Here is a 13854-nt window from a genome sequence, read left to right on the forward strand (position 1 = left end):
GCTACGCAGTCGTCATCGCCAGGCGTCGCCGGATGCGGCTGAGTGCGATCGCGGTGATGCCGAGGTACCGGGCGATGTCGCCCTGGGTGAGGCGATCTGCCAGCGCAGATTCCTGCGCCAGGAAGACGCGGTAGCGCTCTTCGGCCGAACGGCACAGCAGGTCGTACTCGCGGCGCTCCTTCTTCATCGCCAGCCATTCGTTGAAGGCGAACATGGTGCGCATCAGCGCGGGATCGGCCAGCGCCGCCGCCCGGAACACCGGATACGGAACCACGGCCAGCGAGGAATCCTCCAGGCACGTGGCTGCGAACGGGCTGCCTACACCCTCAAGTTGCGCGCTGCGCGACCCGAACAGGCCGGTGTCGGCGATGAAGCTCTTCACCCGCTCCCTGCCGTGGTGGGTGACGTAGGCGATCTTCACCAGGCCCGAGCGCAGCACGAAGACATCGCTGCAACGATCGCCCTGGCGGAACACAGGCTCGCCGGCGGCCACCTGCAGGCGGCGCAGGTGCGGCCGCAGCGGCGGATGCGCCTGCAGCCATTCGGCAAACCCGGCGGGATCAGGACGCTCGGCCGACATGGGTGCACTCCGGGACGGGCATAAACCCGGGTTAATGCGGACCTCGCCGTGCCGGCGGCACAGTGCGCGCCTGCAAACCGCGGACTGACTGTGATGCTATCCGAACCCGCCACCGTCCTCATCACCGGCGCCAGCAGCGGCGTGGGCCTGGCGCTGGCGCGCAGGCTGCACGCGATGGGTCACCGGCTGGCGCTGCTGGCGCGCTCGTCCGAGCGTCTGGAGCAGGCCCGCCACGCGTTGCCGGGCAGCCACGCCTATGCCTGCGACCTGGCCGATGCGCAGCAGCTGGACGCGTGCTGGGCGCGCATCGCCGCAGAGCACCCCGGACTGTCGGTGCTGGTCAACAACGCCGCCATCCAACTCACGCCACGCTTCGTCGATCCCGATTTCGAACCGGCCGGCATTGCGCGCGAGACCGCGGTGAACTTCGTGGCCCCGGCCCGGCTCACCCATCACGCACTGGGGCTGTTCCGCGCACACGGACGGCCCTCATGCATCGTCAACATCGGATCGGGGCTGGCCCTGCATCCCAAGCGCGATTCGGCGGTGTACTGCGCGACCAAGGCCGCGCTGCATGCGCTTTCGCGCGGCTTGCGTTACCAGCTGGCAGGCACGCCGGTGGCGGTGGTCGAAGCGATCCTGCCGCTGGTGGATACGCCGATGACCACCGGGCGCGGTCGCGGAAAACTGGGCGCCGACCGCGCCGCCGCGCAGATCGTGGACGGCATCGTCCGCGGCCGCGACGAGGTGTACGTGGGCAAGGCCCGCTGGTTGCCGCTGCTGACGCGCATCTCCCCGGCGATCCCGGCCGCGATCCTGAGGCGCGCATGAGCCCCGGCGCGCGCGACCTGCTGCGGATCGGTCTGGCGCTCGCGGCGGCTTTCGCCATGGGGTTCGTCGTGCTGCGGTGGAGCGGCCTGCTGACCCTGGACGACATCCGGCGATGGCTTGCGCAGGCGCACGCGGTCGAGCCCCTGTACGTGGCCGGCGTGGTGGTGGCACTGCTGTTCGCGGACCTGTTCGTGGCCATGCCGACGCTGACCCTTGCCATCCTGGCCGGCTACTTCCTCGGCGCGCCGCTCGGAGCCGCTGCAGCTTCGGTGGGGATGCTGTCGGCTGGAATATGCGGCTACGCGCTCGGCCGCCGGCACGGCACGGCGATCTTGTCGCGCATCTACCGCGACCCGGCGCGGCTGGACGCGATCCGGGCGGTGTTCGCCGAGCGCGGCATGTTCGTGCTGCTGGTCTGCCGAGCGCTGCCGATCCTGCCCGAGGTCAGCTGCTGTCTGGCCGGCGCCACGCGCATGCCGTTGCGCCGGTTCATTGCCGGCTTCTGCATCGGCACCGTGCCGTACGCCGCCATCGCCGCGTTCTCGGGCTCGCGCAGTTCGGTGGACAAGCCGTGGCCGGCGATCCTGGCCCTGATCGTGCTGCCCGGCGGCCTGTGGCTGTGCTGGTACCTGTTCGGCCGGCGTCGAACGGCAGGTGCGTGAACCCAGAACAAAGGGGACGGAGGGAATTAATCTGTCGTGGCCTGCTCTGTTTCATCTCACCAACTAGGCAGCGGGAGGCGACCGATAGGATAGGTGTGCCAGAGCTGGAAACTCGACGCGAATCTGAGCGTGGTATTGCACCGGAGCGATGATTTTTCGCAGTGGCAGATGCAGCGGCAACCCCGCCAGCTTTCGCCATTCACGCTCCACGTGGAAATTCATGGGGTCGTCGTCAGCCAGATCGACATCGAACGCATGGTCGCCGACCCGACCCGGGCCGAGTCGCTGGATGCGTGCCGCGACGCGACGTACAAGATGCACCTGCCACTTTCCGGGAGCGAACGAGTTACGGCGCGACGGCCTTGACGTCATACACGACCACGCGCTGCCACAGGTGCTCGCAGTCGGCGACGAACTGCTTGTGAATGGGATGGACCTGATACGCGTCCTGCCCGGCCACATCATCGAAGAACAGGATTTCCGAGGCGCTGTAGCTGCCGTCGACGACGCCGCGCTGCTCGGTATCCGCCGGCACGCCGATGTGGATGCCTCGCACGGTGTCGATGCCCGCCAACGTTCGCAATCCGGCGAGCATCTTGGCGAGATCCTCCCTGGAATCCGGATTCTTCAGCCAGAAGAACACGTGGTGCACGATCGGCGGGAACGATGCCTTGCTGGCAGGTGTGGAAGCGGCCGCGCGGGAGCCGGTGGCGGTCACGCCGACAGCCAGGGCGGTGGCGGCGAAGATGACATCTCGGCGGCTGCGATCGGTCATGATCGGGGTCCTTCGGTTGATAGCCTGCGGGTCCACGAGTATAGGGCGATGTCGTCGATGCCCCAGCGCTCTGCGCCGAGGAAAGCAGCGGAAATGATGTCAGGGACAAACCTCAGTGTCAGGGACATTTTCTGCTTGATCGAAGATCAGGCGTACTCACGCCTGTCGCATCAGCGCACGATCTCGAACACCGCCGACACGCGCTCGGTCACGTCGATCTTCGGCTGTAGGTAGCGGCCGGTGTCCATGCGCGAGCCCGTCACCACGACGCGGTCGAGCGACGTGTTGCCATAGCCGTCCGACTGCATCGTGCCCAGGCTGTTGATGCTGTACACGGGGCCCAACCTTCCCCCGAAGGCCGACGCCAGCCCGCCTGCCTTCTCCCTCGCGTCGGCGACGGCGCGCGCACGCGCGTCCTCCCGCAGGCTGGTCTCGCGGGTGGACTCGAAGCTGATGTCGGAGATGCCGGTGAAGCCAGCCGCCAGCGCCGCGTCCGTCCACGGGCCGAGGCGGTCGAGGTCGTCCAGCCGCACTTTGACCTCGCGCGTGGCGACGTGCGTGGTGGGCAGCCGGCGGTCGTGCTGGTCGTAGTCCTCATCTTCGCGCAGCGCGAGGTCGGAGGCAGACATTTCGTCTGGCTTCACCTCGAAGCGCGGCGCGGCTTCCAGCAGGGCATTCACCGCGCGGTCGACCACGCGCTTGGCCTCGGCAGCGTCCGCCGACCGGTGCGCCACCACCATGGTCACGATCGCCGAGTCCGGCGCCACGCTCACCTTCCCTTCCCCGTGTACGAGCACGTGCGGTGCATCCGGCAGCGGGGTGCCTGCGAAGACGGCGACCGACGACAGCGACAGCAGTGCGATGGACATCCATTTGCGCATGGGACACCTCTCGGGTTGGACGGGGACGTATTCGGCGAGCTCGGGCAACCGCTCGGCCAGCGCTGGGCGCACAGTAGCGCCGGCCGGCGGCGAGCGGGAGATGGCGGTGCGGCACGCGCCGCAAGCGGATTTCCCTCGGCGGCAGGCAAACGCGACTCGCGCGCAAGCGGGTTTCGCTGGCGCGCGAGAAAATTCCGCTTGCGCGCAACCCATCGCGGCATGCGATCGGGCGGAGGGCGTGTCGTCCACGACCGGATTCTGCCCGGTCACGAGCCGATGTCGCCCGCGCGCAGCAGCCACTGGCTTGCGCGCAAGCCAATTTCGCTTGCGCGCGACCGGAAAGGGCTTGCGCGCAACCTGGTTCTCCCCGTGGCAGGCGCTCCGTGGCTTGCGCCCGATGCGGGGCCGCAGTGTCGGGTACGCTTCCCCGCCGCCATGCGGTGAGCAGGCCGCGCGCGCCCGCAAGCGCGGGCTTCGGTTCAGATCTGCCCGGCGGCGGGATACAACTCCCGGTCCTCGCGACGCAGGCGCTCGTAGAGGGCCTTGAGGACGGTATTGGCGTCGTCACGGAACCCCTCCGGGTCGCGCTGCAGCCGCGCCGGTACCCGCCACTGGTCGACGAACCTGGCGAAGGCTCCGGCCAGGCTGCGCATCTCCGCTCGGTACCGGGTGCTGAGGGCCTCCACCTCGGGCACGCCGGATCTGGCCAGCCGCGGGTACAGCACCTGCTCCTCGGCGGCCAGGTGGAACTTGATCAGGCTGGCCGTGTCGACGATGGCCGCGCTGATGCGGTCGGCGTTCTCGTCGATGCCGGCCTGCGACAGGGATCGCAGGGTGTGGATCTGTCGCAGGATCGTCGCGTCGTCGCGGTGGTATCGATCCATGTTCATTGTGCTGCCTTGTCCTCGCGTGTATGTGCCAAATGTCCCGGAAGTCCGACGCCTCGCCGGTTCCGGTGCGTCCGCCAACTTTGGCGGGCCTCGCCCGCCCGCGCCCTGACCTGGGTCAAAGCAGGCGGGACGGCAAAAGAAAAGGGGGCCCGGTACATGTTGCCGTCCAACAGAAACAGGGGTCAGAGTCGACTTTCTCGCGGGCGGGAGAAACCGTACTCGGATGAGCCCCTGGGCGACCTGGAGCCGGCCAACTTCGTCTTCAAAGGGGCAAGGCGCGCGACCAGCGCCTTGGTTGCCCAGCCTCGCCGCCAGAGGCCAGTGGCCCGGCGCCGCACGAGATTTCACTCATCCGCCCCGCTTTGCTTACGGCGGCTTAACGCCAGCGGATTCGCGGTCACGCGTCGTGGACAGGGCCGTACCCACACTCCGGGGGTCCCCACATGCAGAGCATCCCGATGAAGACTTCCCGCATTCCCCTCGCCATCGCCCTGTCGTCCGCGCTGGCGCTCGCCGTCGGCTGCGCGGCCGACCGTGACAACCAGGCTGCGGCCGACGGCAACGCTGACATCACCCCGGCCACGACGCCGGCCGACCAGACCACCGCGCCCCCCGTCGCTCCGATCACCGCCGACGCGACCACAACCGACCCGGCCATGGGCGCCACTGCCGATGCCGGCCCGGGCGATGGACTGGATTCCGACCAGCCGGTCGATGACACCTGGATCACCACCAAGGTGAAGTCGTCGCTGCTTGCCGAGTCGGAGGTGTCCGGCCTCGACATCAACGTCGATACGCTCAACGGCGTGGTGACGCTGCGCGGGCAGGTCGAGAGCCAGGCGCAGATCGATACCGCGACGCGGATCGCACGCGAGATCAAGGGCGTGTCCAACGTGGACGCCAGCGGCCTGACCGTCGGTGCCGCAGCCAACGAGTAAACGCAAGCCCATCCGCTGAGGTGGCACAGGAAGGCGGGCTTCGGCCCGCCTTTCTTGCGTCTGGCCTTTGGCCGACGCCGAAACAGGGGTCGGAGTCGGCTTTCTCTGCGGAATGCGGAAGCACTAATCCGACCCCTGATTCGTTTCCCTGGATCTGCTGCATGCACGCCATTCTGGAGGTGGACATGCAGTACAGAGTTTTGGGTCATCCGCTGATCCAGGCGCGACATCGCAAGCGCCACCACATCTCATGACCACCTCGCCACTTGTATTGTTGAAGTAGACAACCGGGCCATCGGTTTCTGGATGGCAGCTCAGCTCTACAAGAGCTCCACATTGGGCAACCCTGTTGCAACTGTGTTGATCAGAGAAGGTCTGTGCGTTGATGTGGAGTTTGTCATCGCTACAGCCACTCGTCAGGATCAGAACAAGTAGAGCGATATGTCGGCTCATCAATCAAGGCCTTGCAAACGGGGGTCAGAGTCGACTTCTTAGAGACGCTAGAGGCGCTTCAGAGAAAGGTGTCCGGGTGGAGCGACCCCTTTATCGCTCGCCCTGCAGCCTCAGGTCGACGCATTGGTAGTAGAGATCATCGGCGTCCTCCGCGGACGGGTCGTAAGGTGCTTTGGCGAGTTCGGTCATGACCTGGATGATCTGCAAGGTGCAGTTCTTGCACTCCACGGCGGGCAGTTTGACGTCGACCGAATAGCGCTTGCCGTGCGGAGAATCGTCGTGCCGGCCGAAGTCGTCGATCAGGACGGTGTCGTTGTTGTAGAAGTCGCCTTTCCCGCAGTTGGGCTCCCCTGCAGTGCAGGCGCGACCCGCCGGTTTGATGCTCGCGGGATTCTTGAAGCCGTCGTCTCCGTCGTTGTCGAAGGCGATTCGGTAATAACCCGGATGCCCGACGTACTCGACCCACGACACGTTGATCGTCTCGCCCGGCGAATACGTGTAGACATTCTTGCCCGGATCGCCGTCGGGGCGTCCACAAGGCGCACTCTTGATCTCGCCGGGGCCATAGCGTGACTTGTGCGTATCGCTCATGTCCACGCTGAAGTGGGCGTAGACGCTGCCTGTGCACATGCCGAGCAAGACCAGCAGGAAAGCGGAAGCTCGGAGGTGCATGGCAAGGCTCATTGAGTGGGCAAGAGTCCGGACATTACACAATTTCGCGGAACAGGTGCGGGGGACGAGTTCGACGTGCATGGCTGGATTCCCCCGCCCGTTATCTGCTTCAATCGACGGCGACGACTTGGTAGTCCCGCCGGCGATCTGGCGAAGTCATCAGGCAGGCGTCTTCGTCCGGCAGCGCATAGGGGTATGCAATCAACATGAAGTTCAGTGAGCTGGGGAAGTCGGCGCTACGGCTGAACGATCTCTACGAGCAACTGGAGATCAAGAAATACGGGCGCGTCTGGACCACGGCGGAACTTGCGCTTGGCTTCGTGGGAGACGTAGGCGATCTGGCCAAGCTGATCCAGGCGGACGCCGGCATCCGGGATATCGACGACTGCAAGGCGAAACTTGGCCACGAACTGTCGGACTGCCTGTGGTCGATCATCGTGCTTGCAAACAAATGCGGCATCGATCTGGAGGCGGAGTTTGTCCGAAACACCAGAGAGCTAAGCGAATACGTGTCGGGCGAGCTGAGCACGTAGCGGCTCTGTCGGGGACGCGATGGACCAATTTCGCGGCTCCATGGCGATGGGCGCGGCCGGGGGGCAAAACGCCGCAACATGTCGATTACACAACGTCGTGACACGCTGCCGCACAGGATGCAGGCCATGAAGACCAAGGCCGAGATCGACGCCGCCCTGACCCGCCTGTCCGCCCGCATGCAGGCGCTGTGCAGCGAGCTGCCGCCCGGGCAGGTACTCGAAGCGTTCTCCCGCGAAGCGCGCCCCTTGACCGAACAGGTGGCGCCCGAATACGAGGCCTATGTCGAAGAGCGCGTCCACGCGATGCTGGCCGAGGCCGGCCTGATTCCGGATGACGCAGCGAGCGGTTGAACGCCGGGGCTGCCCGGCGGCCGGAAGCAGCAGCACCGGGCATAGCTCCCTCGACAATCAGCGCGCGCGGCCCTCCGGCATCGGCCGGCCTTCGCGGATCCGCGCGGAGAAATCAGGCGCGTCGGCTGCGGCCTGTGCGGCTTCGTTGATTGCCGACCGTGCGCGCAGAGTGTCGAAGGGCAGCGAGGTGTCGACCACGCCGCTGCGGTACAGGTAGCGGTCGCTCCAGCCGTTGAGCACGTGGCCGATATCCAGGCGCCCGTTGCGGCCGACCAGGTTTGCGTAGCGCACGATGTTGATCGTGCAGCTGTTGCTGAGCAGGTGGTAGAACTCGGGTGCGTCGGCCAGTTCGTTGATGCGCCTGGCGTAGACCAGGAACAGGTTGCGCGCCGCGTTCGCGCTGAGGTTGGTGTGATACATGAACACCTGCTCGTCGCGGTGGTTGCTGCGCACCTTGACGATGTCACGCTCGTCGCCGACCACGTAGACCAGCTCGAAATTCTTGAACAGCGAGGCGATCGGCTCGAAACCCTCGCCCTTCTCCGGCCGGGTCTCGATCGAGACCACAACCGGGTCCTCGCCTTCGATCTCGAAGCTCAGGAAGGTGTGCGCCACCGGCCCCTCGCGCCAGTACGAGACGTAGAAGTCCATGCCGCTGATCTTCGACAGCGCGATCTCGCGCTCGCGCCAATGCTCGTCGAAGTCGTCGGCCGTGCGGTACTCGAAGTCGCGGTAGCCGCTGATGCGCACGCGGTCGCCGTCGATCGCGACGCGCGACATCACCGCCACATCCGGCCGCCAGTCACGATCCTGCGAAGGTTTGATCGAGACCCAGACCAGCACCCAGCCCGCGATCAGCGCCGCGACCAGCGCCATCGGCCAGCGTGCCGGCGAGCGCCACAGCGCCCACAGCCCGAAGCCCGCGAACGCGATCGCCGCGACCAGCCGCAGCGTCGGCGCCGGCAGCGGCGCGTAGGCGACCGACAGCGCCTCCCACGCGACCACCAGCGACAGCGCCACGCCCATGCACCAGCGCAGCACCCGTGGCCATCGAGCAGGCAGCCAGGGCAAGGGGCGCGCCTTGACGGTTGTCGGCATCGTCATCCTCCGATCGGCGCGCAGCGCAGCCGCGTGCTCGTGCGGATCATGCCACGACCAAAGGCGGCGACGGCCCCCCGGTGGCACGGGGGCACTAAACTACGCGGCCCCGTGGATCTCCACGCACCTACGAAGAACCCCCATGGCATTCACCACCACGGCCTCCGGCCTGCAGTTCGAAGACACCATCGTGGGCGACGGCGCCGACGCCGTGCCTGGCAGCAACGTCACCGTCCATTACACCGGCTGGCTCTACCAGGACGGCGAGCAGGGCGCGAAGTTCGATTCCAGCAAGGACCGGGACGAGCCCTTCATCTTCCCGCTGGGCGGCGGCATGGTGATCAAGGGCTGGGACGAAGGCGTGCAGGGCATGAAGGTCGGCGGCCAGCGCGTCCTGATCATCCCGGCCAGCCTCGGCTATGGCGCACGCGGCGCGGGCGGGGTGATTCCGCCCAATGCCACGCTCAAGTTCGAGGTCGAGCTGCTGGGCTGAGGCGACCATGCTCGATCTCCACGACATTGCATGCCCCTACTGCGGTGAAGTCATCAGCCTGGCGCTGGACACCAGCGCAGGATCGCAGCGGTACATCGAGGACTGCCACGTCTGCTGCCGGCCGATCACGGTCGTGCTGGACGTGGATCCCGATGAGGGGATCGGGGTGCACGTATTGGCGCAGGACGACGCCTGAGGAAGCGCCAGTCAGGGTCGCCTTGTGTCGGAAGCCCCTGGGCTGGAGAGACGGGGGCGCGCGGGCCGGCGTTCGACCATCGTCAGTCCGATCGCGATACTCGAGTGACCCGGTCACGCCTCGGCGCCCGCCCGGCGTCCACATGGAACCAGCCCGCCCGCACCGGGCGCGGCCTACCTCACCCAAGGAGCCTTCGATGAGCCTGGACACGCCCTACGATCCGCAGAACATCTTCGCCAGGATCATTCGCGGCGACGCGCCCTGCTACAAGGTCTACGAGGACGAGAACGTGCTCGCCTTCCTCGATCTGTATCCGCAATCGCCCGGCCATACCCTGGTGATTCCCAAGCGTTCGGCTGCGGTCAACCTGCTCGACGTCGATACCGGGGCGCTGTGCCAGGTGATGACGGTGGCGCAGCGGCTGACGCGCGCGATCGTCGACGAGCTGCAGCCGGACGGCGTGCAGGTGGCGCAGTTCAACGGCGCTGCGGCGGGGCAGACGGTATTCCACATCCACATGCACATCGTGCCGCGCTATGCCGGGCAAGGCGTGGGCATCCACGCCGCGCAGGAAGCCGACCGCGGCGAGCTGGAGAAGCTGCAGGCGCGGCTGGTGCAGCGGATCGCCGCTTCGGCCTGATTGCGTGGTCCGCGCGGCGCGGAAAAGGGAACGCATTGGGAACCCGCTGCGTCAGCAGCGAGGACGCACACTGCAGCCCTGTCAGGCGTTACGCCGGACGTCCCAGCAGCAGCACGAAGTCGCCCAGCTGCGATCCCATCAGGACGGCGATGCTGCGCTCGCGATCGGCGGCCAGGGTTGCGGCCGGCACCGAGGTGTCCGGCGGCAGCGCGCGATAGGAGGCGTCCTCGTCCGGCAGCACCTCGCTCACGGCGTAGCCCATCAACACGTTGACCATTTCGCCCAGCGCGTCCACGGCCAGTTCGTCGTCGCACCTGTCCGGCGCGATGCCGAGCAGGGCGCAGCCAAGCGCACGCGCCGTGGCAAGGTCGCAGGCCAGGCCGATCTCGAACGGATGGTCGCCTTCGACGCGCACATGGGCCACGCAGGGCCACATGTCCAGCTGCTGCGGGGAGAGCACCGTGGCGGCCTGGCACTGGCTGCCCAGCATGCGCGGGAACAGCCGCCCGCACAGGTCGATCACACTGGTGGCCAGGCCGCCCAGCGGATGGCTGGCGACGACGCGGTCCAGCGCGTTGCGGGCCTGGTCCTGGCCGGAGCGGTGCAGGGCCAGTTCCGCCTCCAGGCGTCCGGCGTCGATCACGCCCTGGTCCACCAGCACCTGGCCGATCAGCTTGCGCCCGGCCTTCTGTGTGTCCAGCAGCGCATCGAGCTGCGCCTGGTCCAGCACGCCCATCTCGAGCGCGATGTCGCCGAAGCGGCGGTCCTCCACGCGCTGGCGCTGGTTGATGCGCCGCGCCTGGGCCTCGTCCAGCAGCCCCTGGCGCACCGCCAGTTCGCCCAGCAGCGGGTTGGATGCGCGTTGCGCGTCGATCGCCGCCAGCAGCTGCGGCGCAGCGATGACGCCGCGCTCCAACAGGAACTGGCCCAGGAATTTCGCTGACATCTCGTGCCCTCTACGGAAAAGGTCGGACGGCGCGCCTGTCAGGCGAGCACCTGGTGGAGCACGCGATCCATCGCCTCGGGGTCGATGGGCTTTTGCAGGTAGGAGCGGGCGCCCAGGCGCAGGCATTCCTCGATGTCGCTCTGCGCACCGAGCGAGCTGAGGATCACCACCCGTGCCTGCGGGTCCAGCTCGAGGATGCGGGCCAGCGCACGGCGGCCGTCGCACTCGGGCATCACCAGGTCCAGAAGCACCAGGTCCGGACGCAACGCCTGGTACTGCTTCACTGCTTCCAGCCCGTTGCCGGCCTCGCCCACCACCTGGAACCCGGCCTCGTCCAGCTGCCCGGCCGCGAGCATGCGCAGCGCGCGCGAGTCGTCACACAGGAGCACGGTCGGTCGTGCGGTCATCGATGTCTCCCCCGTCGAGATGGGGCCCGCGTGGGGCCTGTCCGTGATAGCGGCCGGCCGGGGGGATCCTTTAGGGCGCGCGCGTTGCTGCGCTGCAGTGCGGCCCGGCAAGTGAAGCGTGCACCGGGAGGCGAGGCCCGCGAGCCCTCCGGTGCCCCTGCGGCCTGGTCCGGGCCGCGCAACTGGTATTTTTGCCGGGTTGCCCTCGTCGCCTGACGCGGTCACGCGCACCTTCAGCAACGCTCGACTGGCACCATCCCCGGAGAATCCGATGAACCGTTTTCGACGCCAGGCCCGACCCACGGTCGCGCAGCCGGCCCCGCGGGATCTACGCATTCCCGGCGCGAAGCTGCCCGGCGGCTTGCTGGCCATGGCGCTGCTGCTGGTCTCCGCGGCCGCCACCGCGAGCGGGCCGGTGTTCGACATGCACGTCCACCTGCGCGAAGGCGAAACTTCGCTGCGCGCTTACCAGGCCGAGGCGCGCGAGGCGGGCATCGAGCTGGGCGGCGTCGGCGCAATGTGGTTCGGCGGGCCACAGCAGGCGCGCGCGGGAGACATCGACGCGATCCGGGCGGGCAACGACGGCATCATCGCGCTGGGACGGGCGCATCCGTCGGTGCTGCCGATTGCCACCGTCCATCCCTACGACGGCGACGCCGCGCTGGAAGAGCTCGCCCGCGTGGCGGCGGCGGGGGTGCGGGTGCTCAAGCTGCACGCGCACACGCAGCGCTTCGATGTCGACGACCCGCGGGTCGAAACCCTGGTGCGCAGGGCGGGCGAACTGGGCCTGGTGGTGCTGACGGACAACGCCAACATCCTGCCCGGCGACAGCGAGAAGCTGTTCAACCTGGCCGCGCGGGTGCCCGGCACCAAGTTCATCCTCGCGCATATCGGCGGGATGAACTTCCGGTTCTGGAACATCCTGATGCTGGTGCGCACCGCCGACGGCTTCGCGATGGACAACCTGTACTTCGACATCTCAGGGCCGGTGCTGCTGGCGGACTCGCCGCTGGAAGCGGAGTTCGTGTGGACCCTGCGCAACGTCGGCATCGACCACGTGCTGCTGGGCTCGGACTATCCGCAGATGGGCCTGGCCGCGGCCGTGGAGGCGCTGGCGCGGCTCGACCTGACGGACGAGGAGAAGGCGAAGATCAGGTGGGGGAATGCACAGGCGCTGTTCGGCCTGCGGGAGCGCTGAGCGCGGGTGGCGCGGATGTTCCTGCCGCTTTCAGGACGCTTTTTGGGCTGCCCTCGGCGCCTGGGCGTACACCCAAAACAAAAGACCCCGGGCGTTGCCGCCCGGGGTCCCTGGTACCGCTTGCGCGGTGCAGACGCGAGTAGAACTTACTCGGCCTGGACTTCTTCAGCCTGCAGGCCCTTCTGGCCCTGCGCAACCTTGAACGACACCTTCTGGCCTTCCTGGAGCGACTTGAAGCCGCTGCCCTGGATGGAACGGAAGTGGACGAACAGGTCGTCGCCGCTCTGCGGGGTGATGAAGCCGAAGCCCTTGGCGTCGTTGAACCACTTGACGGTGCCGGTTTGACGTTCAGACATGGTGTTACTCCTTGGATCAGTTTGAGGATGCACGGCCCGCGGTGTGCGGTGCCGGACTGTATCGAGCAAGGGGTAACGCGAAGCGATGTAGCGGATCGTCTGGAGAGGCCGTCACCGACCTTGGAACCTGTGATCTACCGCATCGGAGCCACGATGTACCGTGATCCCGCTTTGAACAGTGGGCGTACCATACAGCACTTCTGGGCAAACGCTACTACCTGCGCGACCGGCGGTTGGGGCCGATAGGGATCGTTCATCCGGAAAAGGGACCCGGCCCGGGGGTGGCGCGGCCTTGGGCGCAACGGCCCCGGCATCGCCCTTCTGCACCTGGGAGCACGCAAAGGCCCCCCGCTGGGGGGCCTCCTGGTTGGCGCTGCGGGGGTTGTCATGGACGTGCCGCCGCCCCTGCACGGCGCGCTCAGCCCAGGTCGACCTTGGCCACCTTGTCCTTGTAGTCCTGCTTCGGATCGATGCCCACCAGCATCTTCACGCCCGCGAACAGGTTGTTTTCGTTCAGCCAGACCTCGCCCTGGTCGGGGTCCAGGCGCAGCAGGGCCAGCTTGGGATCGTCCTTGCCGGTGTACCAGGCGGCGACGAAGGGATTCCAGAGCCGTTCGACCACCGCGGGATCGGTGTCGACGGTGAGGCTGCCGCCGATGCTGGCGAACAGCGAGTGGTTCTTGGCGGCGAAAGCCGCGACGGCGCGGTGCGGCGTGCCGACGTGGTGCACCAGCGCGTTGTCGGTGGAGGTGAAGAACCAGATCGGGCCGCGCCCCTCGTGTTCGAGCTGCGCGGTCATTGGCCGGGTGTGGCCGTCTTCGAGTCCGTCGACGCCGAGCATCAGGGTCATGTCGGACTTGAGGGTCTTCCAGAGCTTGTTTTCGAGTTCGGCGGGATCGGACATGGGAGGTTCCAGCGAGGGGGACGCTGGAACCTAACCCCGGCACCGGTTGC

The 13854-nt window shown here is 67.3% G+C and carries 20 protein-coding genes; 10 read left to right on the plus strand and 10 right to left on the minus strand.

What is annotated here, in order from left to right; all coding sequences use genetic code 11:
- Window position 1: 1 nt before the first annotated feature.
- Entirely contained in the window at window positions 2-580 is a 579-nt protein-coding gene (locus ACW5DW_RS15695; protein ID WP_457020167.1) for a Crp/Fnr family transcriptional regulator, read from the minus strand.
- Between the two features lie 93 nt (window positions 581-673).
- Between ACW5DW_RS15695 and ACW5DW_RS15700 the strand changes: the two genes are divergently transcribed.
- The 3 genes from ACW5DW_RS15700 (at window position 674) to ACW5DW_RS15710 (ending at window position 2439) form a co-directional block, all read left to right on the plus strand.
- Window positions 674-1411 (plus strand): SDR family oxidoreductase, encoded by a 738-nt coding sequence (locus tag ACW5DW_RS15700; protein WP_457020169.1) that lies wholly within the window; start codon window positions 674-676, stop codon window positions 1409-1411.
- Complete coding sequence (locus tag ACW5DW_RS15705) at window positions 1408-2073, plus strand: TVP38/TMEM64 family protein (protein WP_457020170.1); 666 nt, start codon at window positions 1408-1410, stop codon at window positions 2071-2073. Before ACW5DW_RS15700 ends, ACW5DW_RS15705 begins: the two co-directional genes overlap by 4 nt.
- Before the next feature lie 93 nt (window positions 2074-2166).
- Window positions 2167-2439: a hypothetical protein gene (locus ACW5DW_RS15710; protein WP_457020171.1), complete on the plus strand. Its 273-nt coding sequence runs from the start codon at window positions 2167-2169 to the stop codon at window positions 2437-2439.
- On the opposite strand, the gene ACW5DW_RS15715 is transcribed toward ACW5DW_RS15710, so the two are convergent.
- The 3 genes from ACW5DW_RS15715 to ACW5DW_RS15725 all read right to left on the minus strand — a co-directional run bounded on the left by ACW5DW_RS15715 (window position 2420) and on the right by ACW5DW_RS15725 (window position 4613).
- Window positions 2420-2848 (minus strand): Dabb family protein, encoded by a 429-nt coding sequence (locus ACW5DW_RS15715; protein ID WP_457020173.1) that lies wholly within the window; start codon window positions 2846-2848, stop codon window positions 2420-2422. The two genes, ACW5DW_RS15710 and ACW5DW_RS15715, sit on opposite strands and share 20 nt — an antisense overlap.
- A gap of 170 nt (window positions 2849-3018) precedes the next feature.
- Window positions 3019-3978 (minus strand): SIMPL domain-containing protein, encoded by a 960-nt coding sequence (locus ACW5DW_RS15720; protein WP_457020174.1) that lies wholly within the window; start codon window positions 3976-3978, stop codon window positions 3019-3021.
- Window positions 3979-4208: 230 nt separating this feature from the next.
- Window positions 4209-4613, minus strand: coding sequence for a hemerythrin domain-containing protein (locus ACW5DW_RS15725; RefSeq protein ID WP_457020175.1), 405 nt, complete (start codon window positions 4611-4613; stop codon window positions 4209-4211).
- Between the two features lie 464 nt (window positions 4614-5077).
- Here ACW5DW_RS15725 and ACW5DW_RS15730 point away from each other — a divergent pair, with 464 nt between their 5' ends.
- On the plus strand, window positions 5078-5557 hold the full coding sequence (locus tag ACW5DW_RS15730; protein ID WP_457020177.1) for a BON domain-containing protein: 480 nt from the start codon (window positions 5078-5080) through the stop codon (window positions 5555-5557).
- 543 nt (window positions 5558-6100) lie between these two features.
- Here the strand turns inward: ACW5DW_RS15730 and ACW5DW_RS15735 are convergent.
- Window positions 6101-6763, minus strand: coding sequence for an SCE4755 family polysaccharide monooxygenase-like protein (locus ACW5DW_RS15735; RefSeq protein ID WP_457020178.1), 663 nt, complete (start codon window positions 6761-6763; stop codon window positions 6101-6103).
- Between the two features lie 125 nt (window positions 6764-6888).
- Here ACW5DW_RS15735 and ACW5DW_RS15740 point away from each other — a divergent pair, with 125 nt between their 5' ends.
- Together ACW5DW_RS15740 and ACW5DW_RS15745 are read left to right on the plus strand one after the other, a co-directional pair.
- Window positions 6889-7215, plus strand: a complete 327-nt coding sequence (locus ACW5DW_RS15740; RefSeq protein ID WP_457020179.1) for a nucleotide pyrophosphohydrolase — start codon at window positions 6889-6891, stop codon at window positions 7213-7215.
- Between the two features lie 126 nt (window positions 7216-7341).
- Complete coding sequence (locus tag ACW5DW_RS15745; RefSeq protein WP_457020180.1) at window positions 7342-7566, plus strand: hypothetical protein; 225 nt, start codon at window positions 7342-7344, stop codon at window positions 7564-7566.
- Between the two features lie 57 nt (window positions 7567-7623).
- Here ACW5DW_RS15745 and ACW5DW_RS15750 read toward each other — a convergent pair whose 3' ends face one another.
- Window positions 7624-8670, minus strand: a complete 1047-nt coding sequence (locus tag ACW5DW_RS15750; protein ID WP_457020181.1) for a lipoprotein N-acyltransferase Lnb domain-containing protein — start codon at window positions 8668-8670, stop codon at window positions 7624-7626.
- Between the two features lie 136 nt (window positions 8671-8806).
- Between ACW5DW_RS15750 and ACW5DW_RS15755 the strand changes: the two genes are divergently transcribed.
- The 3 genes from ACW5DW_RS15755 (at window position 8807) to ACW5DW_RS15765 (ending at window position 9993) form a co-directional block, all read left to right on the plus strand.
- Window positions 8807-9157: an FKBP-type peptidyl-prolyl cis-trans isomerase gene (locus ACW5DW_RS15755; RefSeq protein ID WP_457020182.1), complete on the plus strand. Its 351-nt coding sequence runs from the start codon at window positions 8807-8809 to the stop codon at window positions 9155-9157.
- A 7-nt stretch (window positions 9158-9164) separates the two neighbouring features.
- A complete protein-coding gene (locus ACW5DW_RS15760; protein ID WP_457020184.1) occupies window positions 9165-9353 on the plus strand; it encodes a CPXCG motif-containing cysteine-rich protein in 189 nt (62 codons plus the stop codon).
- A 196-nt stretch (window positions 9354-9549) separates the two neighbouring features.
- Window positions 9550-9993, plus strand: a complete 444-nt coding sequence (locus tag ACW5DW_RS15765; RefSeq protein WP_457020185.1) for an HIT family protein — start codon at window positions 9550-9552, stop codon at window positions 9991-9993.
- An 88-nt stretch (window positions 9994-10081) separates the two neighbouring features.
- Here ACW5DW_RS15765 and ACW5DW_RS15770 read toward each other — a convergent pair whose 3' ends face one another.
- Together ACW5DW_RS15770 and ACW5DW_RS15775 are read right to left on the minus strand one after the other, a co-directional pair.
- Window positions 10082-10939 carry a chemotaxis protein CheX gene (locus ACW5DW_RS15770; protein ID WP_457020186.1) on the minus strand — a complete coding sequence of 286 codons (858 nt, stop codon included), beginning with the start codon at window positions 10937-10939 and terminating at the stop codon, window positions 10082-10084.
- A 38-nt stretch (window positions 10940-10977) separates the two neighbouring features.
- The gene (locus ACW5DW_RS15775; RefSeq protein WP_457020188.1) at window positions 10978-11346 is read right to left on the minus strand and encodes a response regulator; all 369 of its coding nucleotides are present in this window, start codon (window positions 11344-11346) and stop codon (window positions 10978-10980) included.
- A gap of 271 nt (window positions 11347-11617) precedes the next feature.
- On the opposite strand from ACW5DW_RS15775, the gene ACW5DW_RS15780 reads away from it, so the two are divergent.
- A complete protein-coding gene (locus tag ACW5DW_RS15780) occupies window positions 11618-12544 on the plus strand; it encodes an amidohydrolase family protein (RefSeq protein WP_457020189.1) in 927 nt (308 codons plus the stop codon).
- Between the two features lie 146 nt (window positions 12545-12690).
- Here ACW5DW_RS15780 and ACW5DW_RS15785 read toward each other — a convergent pair whose 3' ends face one another.
- Both ACW5DW_RS15785 and ACW5DW_RS15790 read right to left on the minus strand, forming a co-directional pair.
- On the minus strand, window positions 12691-12900 hold the full coding sequence (locus ACW5DW_RS15785; RefSeq protein WP_457020190.1) for a cold-shock protein: 210 nt from the start codon (window positions 12898-12900) through the stop codon (window positions 12691-12693).
- 418 nt (window positions 12901-13318) lie between these two features.
- The gene (locus ACW5DW_RS15790; protein WP_457020191.1) at window positions 13319-13804 is read right to left on the minus strand and encodes a pyridoxamine 5'-phosphate oxidase family protein; all 486 of its coding nucleotides are present in this window, start codon (window positions 13802-13804) and stop codon (window positions 13319-13321) included.
- Window positions 13805-13854 lie beyond the last annotated feature (50 nt).

The sequence above is a fragment of the Luteimonas sp. A482 genome, from assembly GCF_054072655.1.